At 61.5% G+C, this 26,294-nt stretch carries 23 protein-coding genes; 8 read left to right on the top strand and 15 right to left on the bottom strand.

What is annotated here, in order from left to right:
• Window positions 1-11: 11 nt before the first annotated feature.
• From SAC06_RS02865 to tdh, 4 genes are all read right to left on the bottom strand, one after another.
• Window positions 12-1,526: a rhamnulokinase family protein gene (locus tag SAC06_RS02865; RefSeq protein WP_350258709.1), complete on the bottom strand. Its 1,515-nt coding sequence runs from the start codon at window positions 1,524-1,526 to the stop codon at window positions 12-14.
• A gap of 274 nt (window positions 1,527-1,800) precedes the next feature.
• Window positions 1,801-2,796, bottom strand: coding sequence for a ferrochelatase (hemH, locus tag SAC06_RS02870; RefSeq protein ID WP_350258710.1), 996 nt, complete (start codon window positions 2,794-2,796; stop codon window positions 1,801-1,803).
• A 51-nt stretch (window positions 2,797-2,847) separates the two neighbouring features.
• The gene (locus tag SAC06_RS02875; protein WP_350258711.1) at window positions 2,848-4,038 is read right to left on the bottom strand and encodes a glycine C-acetyltransferase; all 1,191 of its coding nucleotides are present in this window, start codon (window positions 4,036-4,038) and stop codon (window positions 2,848-2,850) included.
• Window positions 4,039-4,041: 3 nt separating this feature from the next.
• Complete coding sequence (gene tdh / locus SAC06_RS02880; RefSeq protein WP_350258712.1) at window positions 4,042-5,100, bottom strand: L-threonine 3-dehydrogenase; 1,059 nt, start codon at window positions 5,098-5,100, stop codon at window positions 4,042-4,044.
• A gap of 130 nt (window positions 5,101-5,230) precedes the next feature.
• Here tdh and SAC06_RS02885 point away from each other — a divergent pair, with 130 nt between their 5' ends.
• Entirely contained in the window at window positions 5,231-5,587 is a 357-nt protein-coding gene (locus tag SAC06_RS02885) for a DUF488 domain-containing protein (RefSeq protein ID WP_350258713.1), read from the top strand.
• Between the two features lie 12 nt (window positions 5,588-5,599).
• Here the strand turns inward: SAC06_RS02885 and SAC06_RS02890 are convergent, their stop codons facing one another.
• Window positions 5,600-6,619, bottom strand: a complete 1,020-nt coding sequence (locus tag SAC06_RS02890) for an ROK family protein (RefSeq protein ID WP_350258714.1) — start codon at window positions 6,617-6,619, stop codon at window positions 5,600-5,602.
• Window positions 6,620-6,964: 345 nt separating this feature from the next.
• On the opposite strand from SAC06_RS02890, the gene SAC06_RS02895 reads away from it, so the two are divergent.
• The 6 genes from SAC06_RS02895 (at window position 6,965) to SAC06_RS02920 (ending at window position 15,950) form a co-directional block, all read left to right on the top strand.
• On the top strand, window positions 6,965-8,275 hold the full coding sequence (locus tag SAC06_RS02895) for an alpha-L-fucosidase (RefSeq protein ID WP_350258715.1): 1,311 nt from the start codon (window positions 6,965-6,967) through the stop codon (window positions 8,273-8,275).
• 62 nt (window positions 8,276-8,337) lie between these two features.
• Window positions 8,338-9,642 carry a sugar ABC transporter substrate-binding protein gene (locus tag SAC06_RS02900; protein ID WP_350258716.1) on the top strand — a complete coding sequence of 435 codons (1,305 nt, stop codon included), beginning with the start codon at window positions 8,338-8,340 and terminating at the stop codon, window positions 9,640-9,642.
• A gap of 80 nt (window positions 9,643-9,722) precedes the next feature.
• Window positions 9,723-10,595, top strand: a complete 873-nt coding sequence (locus tag SAC06_RS02905; protein WP_350258717.1) for a sugar ABC transporter permease — start codon at window positions 9,723-9,725, stop codon at window positions 10,593-10,595.
• Window positions 10,585-11,508: a carbohydrate ABC transporter permease gene (locus SAC06_RS02910; protein WP_350258718.1), complete on the top strand. Its 924-nt coding sequence runs from the start codon at window positions 10,585-10,587 to the stop codon at window positions 11,506-11,508. The genes SAC06_RS02905 and SAC06_RS02910 overlap by 11 nt, the downstream gene beginning before the upstream one ends.
• Window positions 11,509-12,405: 897 nt before the next feature.
• Window positions 12,406-13,770, top strand: a complete 1,365-nt coding sequence (locus tag SAC06_RS02915; protein WP_350258719.1) for an LPXTG cell wall anchor domain-containing protein — start codon at window positions 12,406-12,408, stop codon at window positions 13,768-13,770.
• Window positions 13,771-14,489: 719 nt separating this feature from the next.
• Window positions 14,490-15,950 carry an LPXTG cell wall anchor domain-containing protein gene (locus tag SAC06_RS02920; protein WP_350258720.1) on the top strand — a complete coding sequence of 487 codons (1,461 nt, stop codon included), beginning with the start codon at window positions 14,490-14,492 and terminating at the stop codon, window positions 15,948-15,950.
• A gap of 127 nt (window positions 15,951-16,077) precedes the next feature.
• On the opposite strand, the gene SAC06_RS02925 is transcribed toward SAC06_RS02920, so the two are convergent.
• The 6 genes from SAC06_RS02925 to SAC06_RS02950 all read right to left on the bottom strand — a co-directional run bounded on the left by SAC06_RS02925 (window position 16,078) and on the right by SAC06_RS02950 (window position 21,525).
• Window positions 16,078-16,845, bottom strand: a complete 768-nt coding sequence (locus tag SAC06_RS02925; protein WP_350258721.1) for a GTP pyrophosphokinase family protein — start codon at window positions 16,843-16,845, stop codon at window positions 16,078-16,080.
• A 104-nt stretch (window positions 16,846-16,949) separates the two neighbouring features.
• On the bottom strand, window positions 16,950-17,606 hold the full coding sequence (locus SAC06_RS02930) for an NAD(P)-dependent oxidoreductase (RefSeq protein WP_350258722.1): 657 nt from the start codon (window positions 17,604-17,606) through the stop codon (window positions 16,950-16,952).
• 8 nt (window positions 17,607-17,614) lie between these two features.
• Window positions 17,615-18,652: an iron-siderophore ABC transporter substrate-binding protein gene (locus SAC06_RS02935; RefSeq protein WP_350258723.1), complete on the bottom strand. Its 1,038-nt coding sequence runs from the start codon at window positions 18,650-18,652 to the stop codon at window positions 17,615-17,617.
• Window position 18,653: 1 nt separating this feature from the next.
• Window positions 18,654-19,457: an ABC transporter ATP-binding protein gene (locus SAC06_RS02940; protein ID WP_350258724.1), complete on the bottom strand. Its 804-nt coding sequence runs from the start codon at window positions 19,455-19,457 to the stop codon at window positions 18,654-18,656.
• Window positions 19,454-20,467 (bottom strand): FecCD family ABC transporter permease, encoded by a 1,014-nt coding sequence (locus SAC06_RS02945; RefSeq protein WP_350258725.1) that lies wholly within the window; start codon window positions 20,465-20,467, stop codon window positions 19,454-19,456. Before SAC06_RS02945 ends, SAC06_RS02940 begins: the two co-directional genes overlap by 4 nt.
• Window positions 20,464-21,525, bottom strand: coding sequence for a FecCD family ABC transporter permease (locus tag SAC06_RS02950; RefSeq protein WP_350258726.1), 1,062 nt, complete (start codon window positions 21,523-21,525; stop codon window positions 20,464-20,466). Before SAC06_RS02950 ends, SAC06_RS02945 begins: the two co-directional genes overlap by 4 nt.
• 74 nt (window positions 21,526-21,599) lie before the next feature.
• Between SAC06_RS02950 and SAC06_RS02955 the strand changes: the two genes are divergently transcribed.
• Window positions 21,600-22,547, top strand: a complete 948-nt coding sequence (locus SAC06_RS02955; RefSeq protein ID WP_350258727.1) for a siderophore-interacting protein — start codon at window positions 21,600-21,602, stop codon at window positions 22,545-22,547.
• A 77-nt stretch (window positions 22,548-22,624) separates the two neighbouring features.
• On the opposite strand, the gene SAC06_RS02960 is transcribed toward SAC06_RS02955, so the two are convergent.
• The 4 genes from SAC06_RS02960 to SAC06_RS02975 are packed head-to-tail and all read right to left on the bottom strand — an operon-like array spanning window position 22,625 to window position 26,209.
• Complete coding sequence (locus tag SAC06_RS02960; RefSeq protein ID WP_350258728.1) at window positions 22,625-23,344, bottom strand: GntR family transcriptional regulator; 720 nt, start codon at window positions 23,342-23,344, stop codon at window positions 22,625-22,627.
• Between the two features lie 9 nt (window positions 23,345-23,353).
• Window positions 23,354-24,388, bottom strand: coding sequence for an ADP-ribosylglycohydrolase family protein (locus SAC06_RS02965; RefSeq protein ID WP_350258729.1), 1,035 nt, complete (start codon window positions 24,386-24,388; stop codon window positions 23,354-23,356).
• A 16-nt stretch (window positions 24,389-24,404) separates the two neighbouring features.
• On the bottom strand, window positions 24,405-25,340 hold the full coding sequence (locus SAC06_RS02970) for a carbohydrate kinase family protein (protein WP_350258730.1): 936 nt from the start codon (window positions 25,338-25,340) through the stop codon (window positions 24,405-24,407).
• 26 nt (window positions 25,341-25,366) lie between these two features.
• Window positions 25,367-26,209: an ABC transporter permease gene (locus SAC06_RS02975; protein WP_350258731.1), complete on the bottom strand. Its 843-nt coding sequence runs from the start codon at window positions 26,207-26,209 to the stop codon at window positions 25,367-25,369.
• Window positions 26,210-26,294: the final 85 nt, after the last annotated feature.

The following is a 26,294-nucleotide window of genomic DNA, read 5'->3' on the forward strand; positions in this document are numbered from 1 at the left end:
AGGGGCGGGGGCTATTTCTTGTAGGGAAATGCGCGGCGATTCGCGTCTTCCCAGGCGGCGGTGGGCAGGCCCAGGTGGCCGGGTTGGTAGGTGGTGACCTCGACCGATGCGCGCGCCACCGCCCGCAGGGCCGGCAGGTCGCCGTCGATGTATCCGCACGCCCGCGCCTGCATCAGCAGATTGCCGAGGGCGGTGCCTTCCTTGGGGCCGGCCACGACGGGCAGGCCGGTCGCATCTGCCGTCAGCTGGCAGAGCAGTTCGTTCTTGGAGCCGCCGCCAACAATGTGGACTACTTCCACCTGTTTGCCGGCCAGCTCCTGCTCGGTGAAAATGGCGTTGCGATAGGCCAGGGCGAGCGAATCCAGGATGCAGCGCGTGATTGCGACCGGGTCGTCGGGCAGTTCCTGCCCGGTTTCGGCAGCCAACATGCGGAGCCGAGCCGGCATGTCCCCGGGTGGGAACAGTCGCTCATCGTTGATGTTCACCACGACCTGGAGGGCAGGGAGCTGCGCGGCGGCTTCGATTAGCTGTCGAAGGTCGGTGTCCTGGCCGCGCTCGGCCCAGACCCGGCGGCACTCGTTGTGCACCCACAGGCCCATGATGTTTTGCAGGTAGGTGACGGTGCCGTCGGCGCCCAACTCGTTGGTCAGGTCGGCGGCCTCGCTCTCCGGGGTCAGGACCGGGCTGGTTAGTTCCAGCCCCACCAGCGACCAGGTGCCGGAAGAAATGAAGGCGAAATTTGGTGTTTGGGCGGGAATGGCGGCCGCGGCCGAGGCGGTGTCGTGCGAGGGGACCGCCACCACTTTCACCGGGGTCGGCAGTAGCCCCGGCTTGGTTTCCCCGACCACCGTTCCCGGCTCCACCAGCTCGGCCAGCATCCGCCCGGCCGGAATCGAGTATTCCTGCTCCAGATGCTCAATCAGTTTTGGGGACCACTGGCGGGTCCGTGGGTCCAGGATCCCGGAAGTGGAGGCGATGGTGACCTCCGCCCGCTTCTGGCCGCAGAGCCAGAAGGTGAGCAGATCGGGAGTGAACAAAATGGTCTGGGTTCGCTCCCAGCCGGCCTGATCCCGATCGGCAGCAAACTGGAACACGGTGTTGAACGGGTTCACCTGCAGGCCCGAAGCGGCGTAGAGTTCCGCGGAAGGCAGGCGCGAGAAGAACGACTCCACCACGCCGACGGTCCGATCGTCCCGGTAGTGGAACGGCTCTTCAATCAGCTGGTCGTCCTCGTCGAGGCGACCGTAGTCCACCCCCCAGGTGTCCACCCCGACGGAGGTCAGTTGGCCCTCGGCCGCGACCTGGGCCCGCTTGATTCCCTCGACAATTGAGGTGAACAGATGCTGGGAATCCCAGTGGATTCCGTCTTCGTGTTCCACCGGCCCGTTGGGGAATCGGGCCATCTCTGCCAACGTCATGCGCCCGTCCTCCAGGCGCCCCAGGATGACGCGTCCGCTCGACGCTCCCAGATCGGCAGCGGCGAAAAAGTGCGGCCCAGTCGGCTCGGGAGATGCTGTCTTCGTCATTCTTCGCTTCCTCGCGCAGGTGTAGGTCTCGGCTGGCCTCTCGATCTGATTCGTAAGTCCCACGAATGGTAATCAAAATCTAACCGAAAGGTGACTACGGGACAATCGTATCAGCTCCCGCCCTGATTTCAACCCCGTTTCTGCGTTGAATTTGCTCAGTTTGAGCCGGGTTGACTCCGGTTGGGTGCGCTCGGCGGCCGGGCCGGGTGCGATGGCTTTCGAATTGTTTCGACTTTTACGGGTTGACGAGGGGGAGGGGCTGGGCGCAGTTGCCTTAGAGCCAGCCGGTGAGGCTTTCCTGGACCAGATTGGACAGCGCTCGGGTCCAGGGTTGCCGGTCGTTACCCCACGGCAGATAGTGAAACTCGTCGCCGCCCGCCTCGACGAACGCCGTCCGGTTCTCCATATCGATCTCCTCCAGCGTCTCCAGACAGTCGGAGACAAAGCCGGGGCAGATCACGTCCACCCGGCGGGTGCCTCTCTTCCCCAGGGCTGCCACCGTGTCAATGGTGGCGGGCTTGAGCCATTCGGCCGGACCGAAAACGGACTGGTAGGTGTGGAGGACCTGGTCGGGTCCCAGTCCCAGTCGGGCGCGAACAGCTTCGGTGGTGGCGGTGCACTCGGAGGGGTAGGGGTCACCCGCCTCGGCCATCGAAACTGGAATCCCGTGGTAGCTCAACACCAGGCGATCGCCGGCGGCAAAATCGGGCCGGCCGCGGTGCTCCCAATGGCCCTTGATCGCCTCCACCAGGGCGGAAACGTATCCGTCATGAGTGGGGAAGGAGCGCAGTTGCCGCAGCTCGAACTGGTCTCTGGACCGGATCGACCAGCGAGCAACCTCGTCGGTCACCGTGGCGGAAGTGGTGGCGGAAAACTGGGGGTAAAGGGGCACGAGCAGGAGGCGGCGGAACCCCTCATCATGCAGCTGCTGGAGCACGGCTCCCACCGAGGGTTGGCCGTAGCGCATCGCGTGGCGGACCTCGACCCGTCCCTCGAGCTGGCGATCAACCTCCTCGGCCTGGCGGACGGTGAAGTGCATCAGCGGCGATCCGTGCTCGCCCCACACCTGCTGGTATTTGGCGGCAGAGGCGCGGGGGCGCACTCGCAAGATGATGCCCTCGAGGATTGGGCGCCAAAGAGCCGGGTGCGTTTCCACTACCCGGCGGTCGGACAGGAACTGGCGCAGGTAGCGCCGAACCGCTGGCGGCTCCGGCTGCTCCGGGGTTCCAAGGTTGACGAGAACGACGCAGGGTTTCGGGTCAATCTTCACCCGACCAGTTTATCGGCTCAGGTCACAGTTGAACTAGGCGACTGGCCCCGATCAGCTCACCGCGGCGCGGGCAGCAGTAAACGCGGAGACGCACTGGCGCACATCTGCTTCGCTGTGGGCGGCGGAGAGTTGGACCCGGATTCGGGCTTCCCCACGCGGAACCACCGGGAAACTGAAAGCGGTCACGTAGACGCCGAGTTCCAGCATCTTGCTGGCCACAGCGGTGGCCAGGTGAGCACCGTCGTCCCCGGGGAACATGACCGCCACGATCGGGTGGGAGCCGGGCAGCAACTCAAACCCGGCATCCTCCATTAGCTGGCGGAACAGCTCGGACACCTCGTCCAGGTGGGCGCGGGCCTGATCCGCCCGGCTGGCCAACCGAAGTGCCTCCCGCGCGCCTGCGACAATAGAGGGTGCCAGAGTGTTGGAAAACAAGTACGGCCGGGCGCGCTGACGAAGCAGATCAACAATCTCCTGATGAGCCGCCACGTAGCCGCCGGAGGCCCCGCCCAGGGCTTTGCCCAGCGTGCCGGTCAAGATGTCGACTCGATCCTCCACCCCGTACCTGGCCGCGACCCCGCGTCCTTCGGGGCCAACAAAGCCGGTGGCGTGGGAGTCGTCCACCATCACCAGGGCTTCAAACTCCTCGGCCAGGTCGCAGATCCCAGGGAGGGGAGCGTAGTACCCGTCCATCGAGAAGACTCCGTCGGTGACAATGACGATGGTCTGGGCTCCCTGCGCGCGAGCGGTGCTCAGTTGGGTCCGCAAATCCTCCAGGTCCCGATTCTGGTACCGGTAGCGCTGAGCTTTGCTCAGGCGGATCCCGTCGATCAGGGAGGCGTGGTTGAGCGCATCGGAGATGATGGCGTCGTTCGGGCCGAACAGGGCGGCAAAGATCCCGCCGTTCGCGTCAAAGCAGGAGGAAAACAAGATCGCGTCGTCGCGCCGCAAATACTGGGCCAGCTCCCGTTCTAAGGCCAGGTGCTGATCCTGCGTTCCGCAGATGAAACGCACGGACGAGAGCCCGTAGCCCCAGCGGTCCAATGAGTCGCGGCTGGCCTGCACGATCCGAGGGTCGTCGGCCAATCCCAGGTAGTTGTTGGCGCAGAAGTTCAGGGCGGGGCCGGTGGCGGTCTCGACGTGGGCACCCTGGGGAGTGGTGAGGGCCCGCTCTTCCTTATAGAGGCCTGCGGCCCGGATGCTGTCCAGTTCTGCAATTAGTTGGCTGCGATTGGTGTACACGATTCAGTTCTCCCAGTCGATGATGATCTTGCCGGCGTGGCCCGAGGCGGCCGCCGCAAACGCTTCCTCCCACTGGTCGGGCTTGAACCGGTGAGTGATTACCGAGCGGAGGGCCTCCCGGAGGGCAGGTGAAGTCTCAGTCAGGAACGTGGCCAGGTACCAGGTGTCATACATTTCTCGGCCGTAGACGCCCTTGATGGTGAGCATGCGGGTGATCACTTTGCCCCAATCAATGGCGAAAGGACCCGCGGGCAGGCCCAGCAGTGCCAGCGTGGCCCCGTGGTTACAGTAGTCGACCAGGGTCTGCAGGGCGGCGGGGGCACCCGACATTTCCAAGCCCACGTCAAACCCCTCGCGGATTCGCAGGTCCGACATGGCTTCAGCCAGGGCTTCCTTGCTGGGAACCAGGGCGCGGTCGGCACCTACGGAGCGGGCCAGCTCCAAACGTTCCTCATTCAGGTCAGTGATAACTACATGGCGGGCGCCGGAGTGCTTGGCCAAAGCTACGCACATAATCCCGATCGGTCCGGCCCCGGTGATGAGGACGTCCTGCCCGGTGAGTTCCACCTGCTGGCAAGTGTGAACCGCATTGCCAAAGGGATCGAAAAGTGCGCCCAATTCGGAATCAATAGTGTCTGGCTGAACCCAGACATTTGACGCTGGGACCACCACGTAGTCCGCAAAGGCGCCGTCGCGGTTCACCCCAATGCCAATTGAGCGGACACACATGTGGCCGCGCCCCGCGCGACAGTTGCGGCATCGGCCGCACACCACGTGGCCTTCAACGCTGACCCGCTGCCCCACCTGAAGCGAATCGGGCCCGTTCTCATCCACCAGGCCCTTGCCCAACTCGACAATGACGCCGCAAAACTCATGGCCCAGAGTTTGGGGAGGAGTGAGCGACCCGGGCGCACCCCCATCCCACCGGTACAGATGCAGATCGGTGCCGCACAGTCCCGTGCGCTCCACCCTGATCTTCACTTCGCCCCAGCCGGGCGTTGGCTCGGGAATGTCGACCAGTTCTAGCCCCGGTCCTTCGGTGACTTTTCGCAGTGCGCGCACGTGTCCTCCCATATTTGTTGGCGCCAACCCCTCAAGTCTGACACGAACGGGCGCTCAATCGAAACCAAATCTAGCGCTGGACCGGAAAGTCTGTCGGTGTGAGAATCGAAATGAACAAAGGAGAGCTGCAATGGGCGAAATCAGAATCAAACGGGTTTATCAGCCAGCCGCAGGTGAGGACGGGTATCGCGTCCTGGTGGACCGGATCTGGCCCCGGGGAGAGTCGAAGGAAAAAGCCCACCTGGACCTGTGGTTGAAGGAAGTGGCTCCGTCAACAGAGCTCCGCAAATGGTTTGGCCACGACCCGGAGAAAATGGCTGAGTTTACTCGGCGATACACCGCCGAACTGGAGAACAATCCCGAGGCGGTAGCCCAGTTGCGCGAGTTGGTGGCGCAGCACCCGGTGGTCACCCTGGTGTACTCGGCTCGAGATGAGACTGACAATCAGGCGGTAGTCCTGAAGCAGTTCCTGGAGAGACAAAGCTAGAGAGCTACGAGGTTACCGGGCAGATTCGGCCAGGATAGTCTGAGCTAGGAGCCGGGCGCCGCCAATTAGGGCCAGGTCCGGTCCTTCCCCGGTCCGATCAATGATCAGGTTTTTGGTCACGGCCGGGTGGGAGCCGTCGTAGAGCTGGCTTCGAACGGAGGCTACAAAAAGTTCGAGCGTTGAGAGTAGCCCGCCCAGGTACACGGCCTGGGGATTGGTGAAGCCAACGATGGGGCAGAGCATTTCTCCCAGGTGGCGACCGGCCCCGCGAACCAGAGAGGTGGCCAGCCCGTCGCCGTTATTAGCTAGCTCGATAATCTCACTTAGGCTGGTGACGTCATAACCAGTGGCGCGCATTTCGCGAACCAGGGCAGCGCCGGAAGCGACAGTCTCCAGACACCCGGTGTTGCCACAGGCGCAGAGGATATCCCCTGCATCTGGCAGGCGAGCATGGGACAGGTCGCCAGCCATCCCGGTGGCCCCGTGGTGGAGTGCTCCGCCAATCACCAACCCGGCCCCAATTCCGGTCCCAGCCTTCACCGTGATCGAAGAGGACAATCCGGGGTGCAGGCTGTCCTGGCCCAGGGCGAGGAGGTTTGCGTCGTTCTCTATCAAGGCGTGGGTGCCGAGCCGGTCTCGAAGCTGGCGTCCGGCTGGGTAATGGTTCCAGCCTGGCATTCGTGATGGAGTTTCCACACGGCCTTTTGCTACATCCACCGGTCCGGGAAGCCCAACGCAGACCCCTCGTCGAGCCGAAGTGTGGCCGTAGTCAGCTTCTAGGTCACCGAAGTACTCGGTCAGGGTGTCAAACACCGCGTCCGGCCCGTCCTCGATGTTGATTGGCCGCTCGACCGTTGCTAGCAGTTTCCCGGTTAGGTCGGCCAAACCCAGTCTGGCGTGAGTCCCACCCAGTTCAGCTACTAGGAGATGCCCTGCTGGCGCCAATAGACGCAGGATTTTTGCGGGTCGGCCCCCGGTTGAGTCGGCCTGGCCCTCTTCGCTGAGGACTCCTTCGGCCAAAAGATCGTGCACGTGAACAGAGACTGTGGAGGGTGCTAGCTGCAGGTGTTTGGCTAGGTCCACTCTTGTTTCGGCCAAACCGCCAGAGATGGCTGAGATTATCTGGGCCCGGACCGAAGGAGGTTCGGCCCTGTTAGTTCTGGTCATGATTATCGGCCTCCCGATGTGCTCGAACTGCGACGATCCTACTACTTTCGTCGGACTCTGAACGAAGTTTTCAGGGTAGTTCTGCTCACACTGTTATAGTTTCGTTATCTTTGTGCCGTGGCGAATCGCACGAAGTCCCGGTAGCGTATCTCATGTCGACGTAAGTCGATAACTTTCATCATACTCGACGGAGAGGTTTAGATTAAGGTGATGCAACAACCCGTCACTGGCACCAATGGAGCCTGGTTCGACCACGATCGCTTCGGCCTGTTTGTGCACTACGGCATTTATTCTGTCGCGGCTCGACACGAGTGGGTTATGACCCGTGAGCGGACGCCGGTGGTGGATTACGAGCGCTATGCGCAGTTCTTTGATCCCGACTTGTTTGATGCTCGTGCCATCGCGCGGGCCGCGAAAGAAGCCGGGATGAAGTATGCGGTCATGACCTCGAAGCATCACGATGGGTTTTGCCTGTTCGACACCAAACTGACCGACTACAACTCGGTAAACTATGCCGGGCGCGACCTCTTGCGGGAGTGGGTGGAAGCCCTTCGGGCGGAAGACCTGAAGGTGGGAATCTATTATTCCCAGATTGACTGGCACCACCCCGACTACACGATCGACTACCATCACCCTCGGCGGGACGACTCCGACGCTCGGCTGCAAAACGAAAGCCGGAACTGGGCGAACTATCGCCAGTATCTTCATAGCCAAATCCGTGAGCTTCTGACAAACTACGGCAAGATCGACTACATCTTCTTCGATTTCACCTACGCGGAGCCGCGCGACGGGTGGGATGGCAAGTACCCCGAGGACTGGGGTTCTGAGGAGATCATGAAGATGTGCCGCGAACTCCAACCCGGAATTGTCATCAACGACCGCCTGGGGATCCCGGGAGACCTGATTACTCCGGAGCAGTACCAACCGACCGAATGGATGACCGTTAACGGGCAGGCTGTTAGGTGGGAGGCGTGCCAGACGTTGAATGGTTCTTGGGGCTACGACCGGGACAACTTTGACTTCAAATCCGTTGAAATGCTGGTGGCGATGCTCGCCGATACCGTAGCCAAGGGCGGAAACCTTCTGCTCAACATCGGTCCGGATGCGCGCGGAGCCGTAACGCCGAGAGATCGAGAGACCCTCAGCCGAATTGGGGAATGGATGAGGCTGCACGGCCAATCGATTATTGGTGCTGGAGCCACCAGGATCCAAGCCCCGCCCGCAACCGTGATTACCCAGCGCGGTGATCGGGCCTATCTGCACCTGTTGGCCTGGCCTTTTGGGCATCTGCACCTGCGGGACCTGGCCGGGAAGGTCAAGTTTGCCCGTCTGCTCAACGACGGGTCCGAGATCAAGATGGAGATTACCGATCCGGATCTTCCAGCTTTGACTACCCAACCCGGTGGGCAACCCGCCGGCACTCTCACTTTGGTCTTGCCGGTGGTTCGACCAAACGTTGAGGTTCCCGTAATTGAGCTGTACTTGGACGAAGACTTCGCCAAGGACATGGAGCTGAAGTAACAACTCGATAAAACTATCCAACCGCGAACCCTGTTGCACGATTTATTCAAAGAGGAGAGACAATGCGACGCAAGAATCTACTGGCTGCCACGGCGGTAGCCACAACTTTGACCATGGGGCTGGCAGCCTGTAGCTCGGGCGGGTCAGGCAATCAATCAGACCAGTCTTCCGACGGTGGTGGGGACTCCTCTAGCTCGGGTGTGACAGTCACCTGGGATATGTGGGCCGGAAGCCAAGACGATATGGACTGGGTGGAGAACACGGCGGAGATCGCGCGGAAAGAAAACCCGGACATTACGATCAAGACCCAGACCTCTGCCTGGAACGATTACTTCACGAAGCTGACGACCAATATGTCCTCGGGCAACCTGGCCTGCATCACCTCGATGAATGGTCAACGCCTGTCCGGTTTCACCCAGGCTCTGTCCCCGCTCACCGACGAGGACCTCGCTACTGCGGGGCTGTCGAAAGATGATTTCACCGCTGGTTCCCTGGACATCATGAGCTATGACGGCACCCTGTACGGGTTGCCTTACGACGTGGCTGCCATGCTCGTCTACTACAACAAAGATATGTTCGAGGAGACCGGCACTGCCGAACCCACCCTCGACTGGACTTTTGACGACTTTGAGACTGCGGCAAAAGGCACCACCACCGACAAGCACAAGGGGTTTGGGATCGGGATGGGTGAGTTCCAATGGATGGCTTTGCCAATCGCCAAGTCCGGGCTCCAACCGGTGAATGAGGCCGGTGAGCTGGACCTAACTGCACAGGGGTTTGTCGACGCGGCCACCTGGTACGGCGGCTTGGTGACCGATCAAAAGGTTGCTGGCGAAGTTCCCTCAGCTTCGGAAACTGGCTGGGGTGAGCAGGAATACAACGCCGGAAACGTGGCCATGGCAGTCGACGGTACCTGGAACGCAGCGTCCTACTTTGCCAACGAGTCCGGTTTCAAGGCGGGTGCTACCCGTCTCCCCAAGGGCGACAACGGCTCGTTGGGCTTGGTCTTGGGCTCCGGCTTCGGTATTGCAGCTACCTGTGAGGGCGCCGAACGTGAAGCCGCACTGAAAGTGCTGGGCTCTCTGGTTGGCAAAGAAGCTCAGGATCTGATTGCTTCGTCCGGGCGGTCCTACCCGGCACGCACTGAGTCGCAGCCGCTGTACTTCGAGGCACTTCCCGATGGCTATCGGGCAGAAGTGAAGGCCGCATTCGACGCTGGCTTCAAGGACGTTCAGGGCCAGCGGACCACCAGCAACTGGGACCAGGTCAACACCTACATGCAGCCAAATCTGGTGTCGGTCTACTCCGGTCAGATGACCATGAAGGACATGCTGGACCAGGCTCAGGCCCAGTTTGGTTCGAAGTAGGCACATCCAACCAACACTGACGAACTAGAACCATGACAACTACTGCGACAGCTAGTAAACCGCGAAAAGGTAGCGTGCTGTTGAAGGCAGAGAGACGGCAGGCGCTGGGCTTTGTGAGCCCAGCCCTGCTGGGTCTCTGCATCTTCACCGCGGTGCCCGTCGTGCTCTCCATTGTGATGAGCTTTTTCGATTGGCCCGCATTTGGTGAGCGGAAGTTTGTCGGCCTGGGGAACTACTCCTGGCTGATGACGCAGAGCCCAGATTTTTGGCCGGCTCTGCGCAACTCCGCTGTGTTCACCATTCTGTACGTACCGCTGAACATTATTTCCGCTTTGGCGTTGGCGCTGCTAATTGGGCCTCGCATCAAAGGTCGGACGGCTTTTAGAGTTCTCTTCTTCATCCCGGTGGTCACGCCAATGGTGGCTAACGTGCTGGTATGGAAGATGCTGCTACAGCCACAGGGCCTGTTTAACGGAATTACCGTCTCGCTCTTCAATTGGCACCTGCCCAACTTCCTGGCCGACAAGCACTGGGCCATGATCATGATTGTGATCATGTCGGTCTGGCAAGGGTTGGGCTACAACATGCTGATCTTCTCGGCTGCGCTGGAGCAGATCCCGCAAAATGTGGTCGAGGCGGCGCGAATCGATGGGGCATCTGGGGTGCGTCTTTTGACCCGAGTGACGTTGCCGATGATTTCGCCAGCGATCTTCTTTGCGGCTGTCATGACGGTGATTACGTCCCTCCAGGTCTTCGTCCAGCCCCAACTGCTCACGGGTGGGGGTCCGGGGAACGCCACCCTGCCTTTGGTTATGTTTATCTACAACCAAGGCTTCAAGTTCCAACAACTCGGCATCGCGGCCGCTGCTGCCTGGATTCTGTTTGCCATCATCATCTTGGTGACAGCGTTCCAATTCACCGCACAGAAGAGGTGGGTCCACTATGAGTACTGAGGCGATGCAACCACCTACCGCAACTCGGGCGGCACAGGAGCTGACGGACGGAGGCAAGCGTTTCTACGGCACTCACCAGGAAGAGAAATCGTCCCGGCTATCGCTGGTGCTGACGTATGTCACTCTGGGGCTCGCGGCCCTGATCTTTGTCTTTCCGCTGATCTATGCGTTCTTCTCGGCGCTGAAGCCGAACTCGGAGATCTTCTCGATGCCCCCGCGGCTCATCGCCTCGGAAGTGCGCTGGTCGAACTTTGCTGAGGTCTTTCGCTACGGACCATTCGTCACCTACATTACGAACTCGTTCATTGTGGCAGTGGCGGGCACGCTGGTGGTGTTGGCGGTGTCCACCTTGGCCGGGTATGCTTTCGGTCGCTTGCGCTGGCGGGGCCGGGATGCGGTCTTTGTTCTGTTCCTCGGTACCCTCATGGTTCCGCAGGAAGTCCTGGTCGTCCCGATGTTCATCCTGATGCAATGGTTTGGCTGGGTGAACAGCTACCAAGCTCTTATCTTGCCGTTTGCGTTCACCGCATTCGGAACTTTCCTGATGCGGCAGTTCATGCGGGGGATTCCATTTGAGTTGGAGGAGGCCGCTCGGGTCGATGGGGCGGGGCCGATCCGCACGTTCGCCAAGATCATCCTGCCATTGACCAAGGCTCCCATTGCCGTCTTGGCGGTGTTCACTTTCATCAGCTTCTGGAACTCCTACCTGTGGCCATTGATCGTCACGGTGGACTACTCGACGCTGGGAACGCTTCCTATTGGTTTGGCCACCTTCTCCAGTCAAAATGGGACGCGCTGGGACCTGCAGATGGCAGCATCCATCATCGCCATGATTCCAACCACCGCGCTGGTGATTGGCCTGCGGAAGTACCTGATCTCTGGGATTGCTATGTCCGGGATGGGTGGCAGGTAGCACACGCTGAAGGCCGGGAACCCGATCAGGCTGACCGACTGTGGCCCCTCACCAATCGGTGGGGGGCCTTTTTCGTGTTGGTGTAATCTTGGACACCTTTGACTCAGGTTGTGCTCAGGGCTGGTGGCGCCCTGCACTCGACAATGGGTGGGTGGTCAGCCGAGCGGGTGCGGAGAGCCGAGTGACGGATCTTGGTGCGCAACCGCTAGGCGGCTTTGTTGCTGGAAATTGCGCGGCCGTGGTGGGTCAAAAGCGGTTGTCAACTCTAGCCTCCGGGAGAGGCAGACCGTTGGACCCCATACGATCGTTTAGTCGAACTCTGTTGCGCACGCCACGATCGTATACATGACCTGGTCAGGCTAGTTCCGGTAGGCAAAAGAGTTGATCTAGTGATCATCTACGGTCGTCGTTGCGTCACCATCGAAAGAAGTTCAGGCAAATATAGCAGCCTTATTTGAGCTTGTTCTGGCGAGATTAGCGAATGGCATGTCAACACTCAGTCAGGAGTAATATGATCGGGCTCAAGTCTTCGTTGGGTCTGTGTTAGGCGTTGGTTGTGAGGCGCTGGGAAGCGCACTGGAGAGCCTAAGGCGGAGAATAGAACCTCTGTCCACAGGGTCACTCTGGTTACAATTTGGAAACAATGTGTATATTAATCAATCAACCTTTGATATGCTCACACAGACTATTAGACCGGTGTGGGTTGCACCTGTCCCGTCAACGGGAAAGAAGATAATTATGCAGTTGAAGAAGAGGAAAGTGGGTCTGACCAGGCCGGCTATCCGCAGGGTGCTTGCTGTGGTTGGGGCCGGAGCGCTACTCGCAGCCGGAATCTCGGCGGGTGCAAATGCAGCTTTGCCAGTTCTGGACCTCGAGGTTACTCCAAGTAGTCCGATCATGTTGAATGCAGACGAAACGACAACGGACGTGACTTTGAATGTGTCCATGCTCGGATACGCCATCTCTATCGACTGGCAGTACCGTGTTTACTCCGGGGTCGGATGTAGCGACGACGCGGCCTTTGGCGATTGGGTTAAGTTGGAAGCTACCGAGTACGGTCAGGTGCAACAGTCGGATACAGTTGCGCTTGGGGCCGGAACGTGGTCCATTGGAGCGCAGTGGGGATCGGAGTTTCTCAGTCCGGAAGCCTGCACCGAGCCGATTACTGTTACCGGCGACGTCGCCCCCACGCTGACCGTGTCGGCCGAAGTGGCGGCAGAGAACTGTCCTGCGACCGGCGGGATCATTGCCGGTGATGTGACGGCCAGCCGTGAACTTGAAGGTGATGTGACGGTCGTACTGGACGATGATCCTGACACCGCCCGGACAGCTGATTGGGATGAGGATAGCGGAACCTACAAGTACCTGTTTGACGGGGTTGATCCCGGTATCCATACCGTGACAGCGACGACCGCTGACTTCCCTGACGTGGTCGGTGAATCGGATCCCCTTGCCATCATTGAAGGCGTTTGCGGCCAAATAGTGAGCCTGCCCACTAGAGTTGATTATAATGCCGGTGGAAACTGCCCTGTGTCTCCCGATGCCAAAGTGACAGTGTCCGGCACAGTCGCCAACATGAACCAGGATGATGAATACTTAATCACCCTGGCTCTCGGCGGTCAAACCGCCGAAGACGTGACCGTGGAGGCCGACGGTAGCTTCAGCCACGTGTTCAATGTAGCTGAAGACGGTGAGTATCAACTGCAGGCAACCCTGCTTACCAACAGGACTCCGGGCAATTCGGTAGTGGGTAACGTCGTGGTAGCGATGGAGGAATGCCCGGTGCCCGCGTTCGCTGACATGACCATCACTACTTCGGCGCCGACCTGCCCGGCTACCACCGGCTCGTTCGCTGTTGAGGGCCGGCTGGATGACGCCTACCCGGACACTGAGATTGTTGTTCGCTTGCTGGATCAAGAAGGCGAGGAGCTCCAGTCCAATCAGGTGAAGCTGGGTGAGGACTCCTCATTTGAAATCATCATGAGTGGGGTTGCCGCCGGCGACTACCAAGTTGAGTACTCTCAGGTTGGAATGGAAGAAACCGTCATCGGGACCGAGGACGTTTCGATGGGCGACTGCACCCCGGCGGACGAGCCGGAGGATAAGCCAGCCGACAAGCCGGGTGACAAGCCCGCTGCCAAGCCGGGTGACCAACTGCCCGAAACCGGTGCCTCCGAGATCGCACTGTGGGCTACCTGGTCGGTTGTCCTCTTGGGAGCCGGTGGAGCCCTGGTGGCTTCGCGCCGGCGCAAGTCCCTGTAGGTTGATTTTGCATCAGATGAGCTAGCCGCTTTCTAGCTGCTCAAACAAGCGCCCGGCGGGGAATCCCCAGCCGGGTGCTTGGCGTGGACGGCCACAACTCGTTGGTGGTTTGCGGCCGGAACTGTCCATCAACCAATGAGCCGGTGCTGGTCGGGCAGTTGAGTGGTCAGGTCCTCGGTTGCAGGCGGTGGAAGTTTGACTGGAGTAACGTCAATTTGCCGCAGCCGAAGCCGGTGTCGATCCTGCTTGTTGGAACTGATTTGCCATAGTCATGTGAGCCAAAAGTTCAAGGCAGTCCCGAGTTGCGCGTTATCCAGATGACGCAGGTCAGGGGCCCATTATCTGCAAAAACCGTAATTTCTGGTGCTGACTTTGAAGATTTGTCCGACAATACAATCACTATTGTGAATAAATTAGGCAAATTACTTGAACAGTCATTTGTGGACCAGTAGGCCAGCACCTCCATGCGAGGGCACAGTCCATCGGTGGTTTGGGTCGGATGTAACCAGTTGAGTGGTCTCTGATGCCCGAAGAACGGCGTCTTTTGGCGGGCTAGGCGTGACCGTTGGCCCGGGGGTGAAGCTTGGTTTGGCATTCTGATGCGCAATATTCAGTATTTAGCTAAATGCTGCTAGGCTGCCAGGTGTCACGCAGCAGTGTGTGTTACATCGATCCCGTCAGCCGAAAGGATAACCGTCGTGCATAAGAAAAGAAGAATAGTGGGCCTGATCAGGGCTTTTGCTCGAAGATTCCTCGCCCCAATCGGAGCGGGGATCCTGTTGGTGGTGGGGGTAACTACTAGCGCTAGCGCAGATGACGGTCTGCCCGCTCCCGCAGGGTACTTCTCCCCGGAAAGTCCAATCGAACTGGACCAGGGCGCAGAGACGGCCGCGGTGACGCTCTCTGTCGGTCAGTTGGCTTCACCAGCAATGACGTGGAACTACCGGATCTACGCAGAGGAAAGCTGTTCCTACCCGCAGTCGGACTGGGTGACCGGCTTGGCTGGCGACGAAGAACCCGTCGTCGACCTGGAACCAGGTAGGTGGTCAATTGGAATCACCCAGGGGAGTGAGGTGAAAAGTCCGGAAACCTGCCTGGGGCCAATTGAAGTCTGGCCGTATGTTGATCACTCTCTGGTCGTGACTGCTTCGGTGTCCGCGGCAACCTGTCCGGCTGTTGGGGGCACCGTCTCAGGTGAAGTCTTCACCGAATGGGAGCCGAACAAACAAGTGGTTGCGCAGTTGATTGGCGGCTTGCCGCAGGTGATGGTGGCCACCTGGGACCCCGACACTGAAACGTACCGATACCAGTTTGACGACGTGGCCGCTGGGAGCTACCACGTCAAAGGAATAGTACTTGGGGATCCCCTGCAGGACGGAGTGTCGGACACCTTCACGGTGACCGACGGTGTGTGTGGGTGGCTTGATGGGATTGAGGTTGGGTTTGTCGATGATTCGGCCAGCACTTGTCCGGTGGGTCCCAGCGGGTTTGTGACTGTGGCCGGTTCGGTGTCTGATGCGGTTCAGGGTGAGACCTACACGGTGGACCTGTGGCTGGGTGATCGGGTGGCTGAGGGTGTTTCGGTGGCTGATGACGGCACGTTCAGTTATGAGTTTCCCGTGAGAGAAGACGGCACCTATCTGGTCTACGCCACCTTGTTTACGGATGGGGCTGCAAGTGAGCCGGTGTCCAGTGAGGTTGACGTGGCGTTGGAGGCTTGCGTGGTGCCAACGTTTGCGGATGTGGAGTTCACGGCGTCCGAGCCGACTTGTCCAGCCGGGACCGGGGCGGTCTCTGTTGAGGGCGCGGTGACTGATGCTTACCCGGACACTATGGTCCGGGTACGTCTGTTGGACGGTGAGGGTGAAGAGGTTCAGGCTCGTGAAGTCGAGCTGAATGAAGAGTCCTCGTTCGAGGCAATTATGACCGAGGTTCCGTCGGGTACCTACCGGGTGGAGTACCAGGCGGTGGGGATGGAAGACCTGGTCTTTGGGTCCGGTGACGTGGAGCTGGGGGCTTGCCCTGAACCGGTGAAGCCAACGGAAAAGCCCGCAGCTAAGCCGGGTGAGCAACTGGCTGACACGGGTGCCTCAGAGATCGCCCTTTGGGCCACCTGGTCCATCGCCCTCCTCGGAGTCGGCGGGGCCCTCCTTGCCACCCGCAAACGCAAGGCACAATAGCGGCCACTAAGCCTAACAAGCAGTCCCGCCCTTGAGGCTGGCCTGCCGTCGGCCACCGCTGAGGCCCCGGGCGATCTTCGGATCAACCCGGGGCCTCTTGGTGTCAGGGGACCTGCTCGCTTGGGAACTACTCGTCGTCGTCGCGGCGGGTGAACTGCTCCAGCATGGAGGCGCTCTCAAGCGCGCGAAACAATGGCAGCATTGGGTCAGCCTCGGTCGGTTCCGAGGGTGGTTGCAGGCTGCGGACTTCTTCGTAGAGCCGTTCCATGGTCCGGTCCATGGTTGAAGCCATGTCGGCCGCCAGCTTCAGGGAGCTGGTCAGGTCCGGTGGAACCTCCCCGCGGTACTTGTAGTGAATCTTGTGCTCCAGCGACGCCCAGAAGTCCATTGCGACAGTTCGCAGCTGGATCTCCACCGGAACCCACTGGCGCCCACCGGCCAAGTACACCGGCACTTCTACCAGCAGGTGCAGACTCTGGTAGCCGTTCGGTTTCGGGTTAGAAATGTAGTCCCGCTCTTCGCGCAGGCGCAGGTCTCCGTGGGTCAGTAGGCGTTCGCGCACCTGAAAGATGTCGTTTTGGAACGAGCAGATCAGGCGAAGTCCGGCGATGTCCAAGATGTTGGCTCGCAGCGACTCGGTGGTGACAGCCACCCCTTTGCGCCGTGCCTTGTCGGTGATCGACTGTGGGGACTTCACCCGGGAAGAGACGTGCTCGATCGGGTTGTAGTCGCGCTCAAGGCGAAACTCGTCGCGCAACAAGTCGACTTTCAGCAGGACTGTCTGCAGTGCGTGTTCATAGACCATGAGGAGTCGGCGCATCTGCACGAACTGTTCCCGGATCTGCTGTGGATCCAAACCGGCAGGTTGAATGGTGGCGTCGTCGTCAGAACTCATGGGAACAGAGTATGTGAAGTTCCTGGGTGTTAGCTGGGCAATCAAACCTAAGGGCCGCGGCTGGGTCCGGGACTGACCGGACCCAGCCGCGGGAAGGTAACCAACTACTTCGAGACCGCGCTCAGGTGTGTCCGATCCGGAAGTCCCTGCGCCACCAGGTCGGTCAGGGCCAGGGCGAAGTCAGGGTAGGAGATGACGGACTGGCCGGCCGAGTTGACGGGCACTTGGTCGTCCCCGAGCCGGTACTGGCCGGTTCGCTCGCCGTCCGGATTGAGGAACGCTGCGGGGGAGACGTAGGTCCAATGGACGTCGGTCCGCTTCGCCAGGCGTTCCCACGCCGCGCGCATTCCCCGGGCTACCGGCAGGTGCGCCGGGGGGAAGTCCGGGGTGTCGACCAGCTGGGTTTGACGATCCGGATCCACGTACAGGGATCCGGCTCCGCCAACCACCAGCAGGCGCGTGTCCGTGCCCGCCAGCAGGTCGGCCAGATGCATCAGGGTCTCGGTGTGCTCGCCCTGGCGGTCCGGGTCAAATACGCCGAATGCGTCCACCACCACGTCGAAGCCGGCCAGATCGGCAGCCTCCAACGACATGATGTCTTTGACCAGGATTGAGCTGGCGGCCCGCGCACCGGGCCCCTCCACTCCACCGGTGCTCCCGCCCCCGCGAACGATGGCGGTCACCTCCCACCCGCGAGCGACCGCCTCCATGACGATCGCGGAACCAACTTTGCCGTTGGCCGCTACCACTGCCAGTTTCATGCTCACTCCTATTGCGCTTGGGCAACTACCTCAGCCAGCTGCGGTGCCAGGTCCTCCGCCGCCAGCGGGACGGACAGGATCGAGCCGGCACTGAAAGCCTTCGCTTCGGGCGAATCCTCGGCCAGAATGACCGCACGCCCGTCCTGGACCACGGCCAGGGAGGCGATCAGCGGGTCGCTTTCCAGTTCCTCCAACGTGTAACCAATCGGGAAGAGGACGGCGACATTGGCTTCCAGGGCGCTGATCTGTTCGGCGGAGATGGGGGCGAAGAAGCCCTGGGCCGGCAGGTCGGCCACGGCCGGGTTCAAGATGAAGCCGAGTTGTTCGAGCAGATCCCAGCGGGTATCCCCCGGCAGGTAGGCGCCGTAGGCGTCGCCAAATTTGGTTCCAACTACCGCGGTGAAGCCGGCGAACTCTGGGTGCTCGTTGCGCACGTCGTCAATCTTCTGTTTGGCGTTGTCCAACACCTGCGTGCCCTGCTCGGACAGCCCCAGTGCCTCGGCAATCATCGAGAACTGGGTCAGCCAGTCCACTGCAAACGGTCCGGTGCCCTCGGGGCCAGAGACGGTGGGGGCAATGGAGGATAGCTTCTCGTACTGTTCGGCGTCCCCGCTTGAACGCACATTCAGGATCAGGTCCGGCTGGAGTGCGGCGATCGCTTCGTAGTCGACGGTTTGGTCCACATTGGGTAGCACGGTGGGAGTTTCCTCCCCGAACAGCTCGGTGGCCCAGGGGCCAACTCCCTTCGCCTCGTCCCCAAAGCCCATCCAGTCGTAAACGGCAACCGGCTTGACCCCCAGCGCCAACGCGGCGTCCGCATCCGACCAGCCCAGGGCGACCACCTTCAGCTCGTCCGGGTACTTGTTGGGGAGTTCAACCGGACCAAACATGGTGTCGATGGTCCGGCCCGGCGCAGCGGCCGGCTCGCTTTGCGGGGTGGACTGCGGTTCCGACTGTGCCGAGGTCCCCCCGGTGGAGCAGCCGGCCAGACCGACGGCCCCAATCGCCAGGGCGGCGACGACGCTCATCAACTTGTTCCGTTGCATTTCATCTCCTTAGTTGTTGCGCCGGTGGGGCGCAGGGTATTACCAGCGGTCGGCCGGTTTCCGGGTCGGGAATAATGGTGGTGTCCAACCCGAACACGTCGCGAATCAGGTCCTGGTTCACTATCTCTTCGGGTCGACCCTCGGCCACAATCTTTCCGTCCCGCATGGCCACCAGGTGGGTCGCGTAGCGGACCGCCTGGTTCAGGTCGTGCAGCACCGCGACCAGAGTCCTTCCGGCCTGGTTCAGTTGGGCGCACAGGTCCAAAATGTCGATCTGGTGGGCCAAATCCAGGTAGGTGGTGGGTTCGTCCAGCAGCAGCAGGTCGGTCTCCTGCGCCAGGGCAAGGGCAATCCACACCCGTTGCCGCTGCCCGCCGGAGAGCTCGTCGACGAGGCGGTCGGACAGTTCTGTCAGGTGGGTCCGGGCCAACGCCTCGTCCACCGCGGCCTGATCCTGCCCGCTCCAGCCCCCAAGCAAACCCCGGTAGGGATGGCGCCCAAAAGAAACGAGCCGGCGCACGGTGATGCCCTCCGGAGCCAGTGGGGACTGGGGGAGGATCCCAACCTGGCGAGCCAGCTCTTTGGCCGGCAACCGAGCCACGTCGCGCCCGTCGAGGAGGACCTGGCCGCCTCGGGCTGGTAGGAGGTGAGCCAGCGCCCGAAGCAAGGTTGACTTGCCGCACGCGTTGGGCCCAATGATGATGGTGAAGGAGCCGTCCGGCACTGCAAAGTCCAGGTGGGAGATGACTTCGCGCGCACCGTAACCGGTGGCGAGGTCCCGAGCCCCAAGTCGAGAGGCGCTCATGTCAAACTCCTTTCCGTTCGGGCCGCCCCGGTGGGCAAGCCCGCCTGGGCCAGCAGCCACAGCAGGTAGAGGCCGCCCACCGATAGGGTAATCACCCCGGCGGGAAGTTGGCCGCCCGGAATGAGCAGGCGGGCCGCGATGTCCGAGGTGACCAGCAGCAGGGCCCCCACGACCGCGGTCATATAGAGGGGGATAGCGGGGGCGGAGGCCAGTCGTTTGGCCAGTTGTGGCGCGGCCAATGCCACGAACGCAATCGGCCCTGCGGCAGCGGTCACGGCTGCAACCAGGATGATCCCGAGCCCGAGCAGCACTGCGCGCAAGCGGGAGACGCGCACGCCCAGGCCGGCGGCCGTGTCGTCCCCCAGGTCCAGCAGCCTCAGGTCAGCCCGCAAGTAAAAAAGGAGCGGCAGCGTGATCAGCAGGGCAATGCCGAGTACCACCACGTGCCGCCAGGAAATGTTGGCCAGGGATCCGAGCCCCCAGCCGGCCACAATCAGGGCCTGTTCCCGCTGCAGGGTGAGCAGCAGGTAGGTGTTCAAAGCGGAGAGGAACACGCTGACAGCGATGCCGACAATGATGATTCTGAAGCCGGACAGTCCCTGTTCCCAGGCCAGGAAGTAGACGGCCGCGCCCGCCAACAGCCCACCCAGGAGGGCTCCGACCGGCCGACCCCAGAGGGCGCTCACGCCGAGGGCGGAGACGAGGAGGGCGCCCGTGTAGGCTCCCGCGCTGAACCCAATGATGTCGGGGGAGCCGAGCGGGTTGCGGGTAATGAACTGGAAGATGGCGCCGGACAGGGCCAGGGCCATGCCCCCGAGCAGAGCGAAGAGGGCGCGGGGAAGGCGCCAGTCGAGGACAACCTGATTCAGGGCCGGGTCACCGTGACCGGTCAGCGTGCGCATCACCTCGGGCAGCGTTAACCCCGCTGAGCCCACCAGCAGGGCTCCGAAGAACGCGAGCACCAGCAGGGCGGTGAGGACCAGGGCAATCACCCGTGGGCGCCGGTTCATCCGCTCACCTCCGACATGCGCGGACGGCGAGTGCGCACCAGTGCGACCAGCACCGGGGCCCCCAGGAAAGCGGTGACCACGCCCATGGGGAGTTCGCACGGAATCAGGACCCGCCCCACCAGGTCGGCGGCCAGGACCAGGATTGGGCCGGAGAGGACCGCGCCGGGAAGCAGCCACCGAACGTCGGGGCCAACCACGGTCCGAAGTGCGTGCGGAACCAGGAGACCAACAAAGGAAACCGGTCCGGCGGCGGCAGTGGCCGCGCCGCACAGCAGAGTGGTGGCGACGGCGGACAGTCCGCGGGTGGCGGGCACGTGGGTGCCGAGGGCGCGGGCGGAATCCTCGCCCAGGAGCAAAGTGTTCAGCGCACCCGGCAGGAATGCAGCCAGCGCCAGCCCAACCAGGATGAACGGAGCCACGGCGGCCACGCCCTCCCAGGTGGTGTTCTGCAACGACCCGGAGTTCCAGGAGCGCACCTTGTCGAAAATAGACGGATTGAGCAGTGAGATGGCCGAACCCACGCCGGTGAGGACGGCCGTCAGGGCGACGCCGGTCAGCACCAGTTTCGCCGGGGTTCCACCGAGAGGGCCCCGGCTCCCAATTCCGTGAACGATCACGGTCGCCAGGGCGGCCCCGACCAGGGCGAGCAAAACGTGACTGGGGCCCAGGCTGATCCCCATGGTCAGGGCCCCGAGAACAATGGCGAGGTAAGCGCCGGCGTTGACCCCGAGCAGGCCCGGGTCGGCCAGCGGGTTGCGGGCGGTGCTCTGCATCAGGACACCGGCCACCCCCAGGGCCGAGCCCACCAGCAGGGCGGCCACGGTCCGGGCCACCCGATAATCCCGAATGATCACCAGGGTGGACGGGGGCACGTCGGGCCGTCCCAGCAGGGCGCCCACCACCTCGTCCGGGGAAAAGTGACCCGAGCCGACAAACAGGCTGAGGGCAATCAGGGCGAGCAGAAGCAGGCTTGGCAGGAGCAGGGCCCAGACGGGTCGGAGGGAACGCGTGGACCTGGGCGCACGCCCGGGCAAGACCCCGGCTGTGGTCGGCCGCATCGGTCGCCTCCTGATCCGCGCTAGCCGGAGCTTGCGATTTACGTTAGGTTAGTGTTACCTAATGAGAATACCGGATGAGTGAAGAAGGCGGCGACACAATGGTGAATTTGGTGGCGGAGAAGACACGGGTTTACCCGCCGTTTCGTCCCTACCGCGCCCAAGTCATCGCAAACGAGCAGCTTTCCGCCTCGTTCCGGCGGCTCACCTTCACCGGGGACCTGCTGGACCGGTTCTCCACCGACGGCTTTGACCAGCGGGTCAAGCTGGTTTTGCCCGCACCCGGCGAAGCACTGCCCGAACTTGGGCAGGACGACGACTGGGCGCCCGAGTCTTTCAGCTGGCACCACCGCTGGCGGGAGTTGGACCACTGTGACCGTTTCCCGATCCGGACCTACACGGTGGCCGAGGCGGATCCGGTTGCCCGGACTGTGACGATTGACTTTGTGATTCACGAGGGGGGCGGCCCCGGATCGAGTTTTGCCGAGCGGGCACAGCCCGGAGACGAAATCATCCTGGCCGGGCCCGACTCCTACTCTGAACATGGGCCGATGGGGGTGGATTATCAGCCCGGTTCGGCCCGCAGAATCCTCCTGGTCGCAGACGAGACCGCACTGCCCGCCGTCCGCTCAATCCTGCGTCAAAGCCCGCGCGACGTCCAGGTTTCGGCGCTGATAGAGCTGCCGACCGTGGCTGACGCGCTGGACCTGCAGGCATGCGGACATCGAGTAGAGCTGGTCCTGCGCGGCCAGGAGCGTGGGTGCGAGCTGATTCGGGCGGTGGACCGCTGGTGCGATCAGAACCTGTCGGAGCTGCGCCGAAGTGACGACACCCATCTGGCGCCCATCGACATCAACCGGGAAGTGCTGTGGGAAACGGCCTCTGAGGTGGAGTCGTTCTACGCCTGGTTGGCGGGGGAGGCCGGGGTGATCAAGGAGTTGCGGCGCCGGTTGGTCAAGGAGCGCCAGGTTGATCGGCGCCAGGTCTCATTCATGGGGTATTGGCGCGAGGGGCACGTGATCTAGCTGGGTGGAAGCGGACGCCTGAGTCCGGGCCAGCCAAGCGGCAGCGTTGCGCGGGCTACCGCCTATCTGGACGGCGTCTAGGGCTTAGTCAGTTTGACGTAGTAGCGATACATGTCGGCTCTAGCGGCAGAGCGGGCAACCTCCACCGGACGATGCGCACTGTCGTAGGCATAGCGTTGGATGGCAAGCAGCGGCTGTCCGGCACCGATCTGAAGTAGGTTGGCTTCAATGTCATTGGCCAGTTCAGCCCCGATGTAGTCAGTAGCTTCCGTGACTTCCCGTCCGACGACCCGGCCGATATGGGCATAGAGGGAGCCGCCCCGGACCAGTGCCTGGATGTCCATCTTTTCCGCTACTTCGCCTTGGAACCAACTGTCGTTGATCGAGAACGGGGTGCCGGACGCGGTGGTAACCCGTCGGAGCCACCAGATGTGACCGGTCCCGAGGAAGGCCTGAATGTCCGGTCGAGGATTGGGATCTTCCTGCAGATTCACCAGCTTCATCCCCGGTTCAAAACCTAGATCCCTGATCACCTGCGAGATGCTTCGCAGGGAACTGAGGGAATGGATGATGCCGGCCTGCTTGGTGACGTAAGACCCCGATCCTCTCCGGGTGTTGATCAGGCCAACCTCGTTGAGGCGCGCTATCGCAGCTCGAACCGTGTTTCGACTGCAGCTAAACCGACGCATAAGGACAGTCTCACTAGGGATCTTTGCTCCCAGCGGATACTTGCCGCCCTTAATTTCTGCAGTCAAAACGTTGACGATTTGGCTGTAGCGTGGCACCTCGTTGGACATAAGCCTACATTATCGCATGTTGACAACCTGAGAGAGCCTTAGAGACAGGTCGTCCAGGTCCAGATCATTTGCCTCAACAACCTGGGCATATTTGTCTTTCGGAATCCCTCTGATACCTGCATATGCGCCGGCAATGGCCCCGGCCATGCACCCTACGGTGTCGGAGTCGCCGCCCGCGGACGCGCTCATTGACGCTGCAATCCACGGATCTCCGCCAGCGGCGACGAAGAACCCGATAGCTGCCGGGACGGCCTCGGCTGCCGGGAGTCCAGTTCCAATCTGGGAGGCAATAGATTTGACCGCATCGTCGAAACTATTCGCACTGATGGCAACTCTGACCGCCATATCAATTCTCTGTTCAATGCCTGGAGCTGGGACAATTCGGCCCTGAGTGGATCCGAGTTCATCTCCGATGCGAGCTCCCAGTTTTGCAGCCTGGACAACATCGACAATGGTCGAACCGTCCACCATTGCCACCGCAATTGCGGCGGCAATCGCAGCCGCACCAGCTACGCCCGCATTTGTGTTGTGGCTGGGAACGCAGGTGAGGAAAGCTGCTTTCGCGGCCGCTTCCACGTTGCCCGGGTTGACCAGCCCCGCCGGAGCCACCCGCATGGCGCCACCGTTACTACTGCCTTCCGTCATGATCCGGCCAGCCTTGCCCACGGTCCAGGGATCCTCTCCCGCCTTGAGGCGGTCAATCGCGCGCCGGGTGGTGGGGCCGGCGAAGTGGGGATAGTACTGAGGCTTCCCCGACCACTGAATGATCATTTCGGCGACAGCTTCCGGGCTGGCCTGACCGTTGCCGTCAATGAAGACTTCGGCCAGCATCAGCATCTGGCTGGAGTCATCGGTGAACTGGGCGGCTTCGCGTCCCAGCGCATAGGGTGAATCGGCAGGTGGGGCATAGAACTGATCGATGCGCTTCGACCACAGTTGCTCGATTTCTGGGATTGAGCGTTCCTCGGTGGGCGCGCCCAGCGCATCCGCGATGCACGCAGCCGCCAAGGAGCCGTGAATCTTTTCTTGGAGGTTTTTAGTCATTTGGTCTCTACCTTCTCTACTCGTCGTCTTGAAGACGGCTGTTCATGTCTTCGTGGTGGATCTCCACCTGATTGATCAGGGTGGGAAGATCTGTGCGCAACTGCCCCAGGTATCCTCTTGGGCCCAGGTTCATGGCGCAGAGTGCACCCATTCCCGTGGCCCAGCGGAGTGCAGTTTCAATGTCGTCTCCCTGAAGGAGGCGACCGGCAAAAGCGCCGTTGTGGGCGTCGCCGGCACCCGTGGTGTCAAGGACTGGTACCTGCAGTCCGGTGGCAGTTACCGTCCGCCCCTGGAAATGGACGCTACTTCCGTGGCGCCCGTTGGTGATCACCAGCAGTTCGCACGCACAGTCGGTGAACTGCTGAGCGATCTGTTCAGTGTTGGTCAGGCCCAACTCGGCAAACGCCCCCACATTCGTGAAGACGATGGTGCTGAGACTGGCCAAGTTCAAGGCCACCTCGAGATTGGCGCCGATAGCGGTCCGCTCCAGGTCGACAATCACCTTTGCCCCTTGGGTGCGGGCCAGCTCAGCCACTTCGAGGGCCCAGTCGATGTCGTCAGCCAGGACATACACGTAGGTCCCACGCTGAAACAGGGCCGGATCCAGGTCGCTGAGGTCGGGCACCTTTTTTCCAGGAGCTGCCCCAAACAGGGCCTTCTCGCCGGAGGGGTCAAGTTGGACAAAACACTGAAAGGTAATGCTGCCCTCAACCGTGACAACCCCGGACGTGTCTACTCCGTGGGCTGACAGTTCTTTCACCAGAGTCTGCCCGGCAGGATCGCTGCCGCAGACAGTTAGGCATGAGGTTCTGGCCCCAGCATTGGCAGCGGCGGCGGCAAAGTTCGCCGCCATCCCGCCGCCAAACACACCCAGCCAGGACCCAATTGCCTTCTGGTCCGGACCTGCGATGAAAGGCACGGCCACGTAGGTGTCGACGCTAGCGTCACCCACAGTTATGAGGTCGAACTTTTCCCCAGTCACACCGACGCCCTTTGTCGAGTCACCAGGTTGTTGAGGAGCACGCTCAGGATCAAGATGGCACCCAGGATGCCAACTTGGATCGAGTTTCCGACCCCGGCCAACTGGAGCCCGTTGTTCACCACAATCACCAGCAGCAGGCCCAGAAGCACCCCGGAAAGGTGTCCCCGGCCGCCGAAAATATCTAGGCCACCCAGGACGGCAATCGTAATTGCTTGCAGTTCCAGGCCGGTGCCTGCGGAGGGCCGGGCCGTGAGGAGCCAAGAGTTGGTGATGATGGCTCCGAGAGCGGCCAACATGCCCGAGATCACGTACAGGCGGACCCGCTGGCGGGCCAGCGAAACGCCAACCAGTGATGCTGCGCGGTCAGAGGAACCAATCTCGTAGAGCCGCTGACCAAACCTGGTCCGAGGCATGGCCCAGATTGCGATTAGGAATGCGGGAAGCGTGACGAACAGGACCTGGACCGGGATCCCCAGGACAGCTGACTGCCCCAAAGAGCTGAACCCGGCCACGTCAAACCCGCCGAACTGCTTTCCGCCGGTAACCACGTTGGCCAATGAGCCGTAGAGGAACATGGTGGCCAGAGTGGCGATGAGGGGGAGCAACCCCACCTTCGCAATCAAGAGGCCGTTGACCAAACCGAGTAGGGCACCAAATGCGAGCGTCACTATTCCGGCGATCCACGGGTTCAGGCCAGTTCCCTCGACCAGCAGTCCCATGAACACTCCGGAGAATGACAACATGGCACCGACTGAAAGGTCGATTCCGCCCCCACCTCCGAGGATGACAAACGCCTGGCCCAGGGCCAAGAGGCCGATGACTGCACCGTATTGAGTCATCGAAAGCAGATTGTCCACGTGGAGAAAATAGGGGGAAAGGAAACTCATTACCGCTGCTGTTACCAGGACCAAGACTGCTAGCAGG

Source organism: Scrofimicrobium sp. R131 (assembly GCF_040256745.1).
In the GTDB taxonomy this organism is placed as follows: domain Bacteria; phylum Actinomycetota; class Actinomycetes; order Actinomycetales; family Actinomycetaceae; genus Scrofimicrobium; species Scrofimicrobium appendicitidis.

Excerpts from the sequence above, each read along its gene's own strand:
- SAC06_RS02960 (WP_350258728.1), bottom strand. The coding sequence starts at position 23,344 with ATGTCCAACGAGGTGCCACGCTACAGCCAAATCGTCAACGTTTTGACT.
- SAC06_RS02975 (WP_350258731.1), bottom strand. The coding sequence starts at position 26,209 with ATGACTCAATACGGTGCAGTCATCGGCCTCTTGGCCCTGGGCCAGGCG.
- SAC06_RS02900 (WP_350258716.1), top strand. The coding sequence starts at position 8,338 with ATGCGACGCAAGAATCTACTGGCTGCCACGGCGGTAGCCACAACTTTG.
- SAC06_RS02925 (WP_350258721.1), bottom strand. The coding sequence starts at position 16,845 with ATGAGTTCTGACGACGACGCCACCATTCAACCTGCCGGTTTGGATCCA.
- SAC06_RS02950 (WP_350258726.1), bottom strand. The coding sequence starts at position 21,525 with ATGCGGCCGACCACAGCCGGGGTCTTGCCCGGGCGTGCGCCCAGGTCC.
- SAC06_RS02895 (WP_350258715.1), top strand. The coding sequence starts at position 6,965 with ATGCAACAACCCGTCACTGGCACCAATGGAGCCTGGTTCGACCACGAT.
- SAC06_RS02965 (WP_350258729.1), bottom strand. The coding sequence starts at position 24,388 with ATGACTAAAAACCTCCAAGAAAAGATTCACGGCTCCTTGGCGGCTGCG.
- SAC06_RS02940 (WP_350258724.1), bottom strand. The coding sequence starts at position 19,457 with ATGAGCGCCTCTCGACTTGGGGCTCGGGACCTCGCCACCGGTTACGGT.
- SAC06_RS02945 (WP_350258725.1), bottom strand. The coding sequence starts at position 20,467 with ATGAACCGGCGCCCACGGGTGATTGCCCTGGTCCTCACCGCCCTGCTG.
- SAC06_RS02885 (WP_350258713.1), top strand. The coding sequence starts at position 5,231 with ATGGGCGAAATCAGAATCAAACGGGTTTATCAGCCAGCCGCAGGTGAG.
- SAC06_RS02955 (WP_350258727.1), top strand. The coding sequence starts at position 21,600 with ATGAGTGAAGAAGGCGGCGACACAATGGTGAATTTGGTGGCGGAGAAG.
- SAC06_RS02915 (WP_350258719.1), top strand. The coding sequence starts at position 12,406 with ATGTTGAATGCAGACGAAACGACAACGGACGTGACTTTGAATGTGTCC.
- SAC06_RS02930 (WP_350258722.1), bottom strand. The coding sequence starts at position 17,606 with ATGAAACTGGCAGTGGTAGCGGCCAACGGCAAAGTTGGTTCCGCGATC.
- SAC06_RS02935 (WP_350258723.1), bottom strand. The coding sequence starts at position 18,652 with ATGCAACGGAACAAGTTGATGAGCGTCGTCGCCGCCCTGGCGATTGGG.
- SAC06_RS02865 (WP_350258709.1), bottom strand. The coding sequence starts at position 1,526 with ATGACGAAGACAGCATCTCCCGAGCCGACTGGGCCGCACTTTTTCGCC.
- SAC06_RS02910 (WP_350258718.1), top strand. The coding sequence starts at position 10,585 with ATGAGTACTGAGGCGATGCAACCACCTACCGCAACTCGGGCGGCACAG.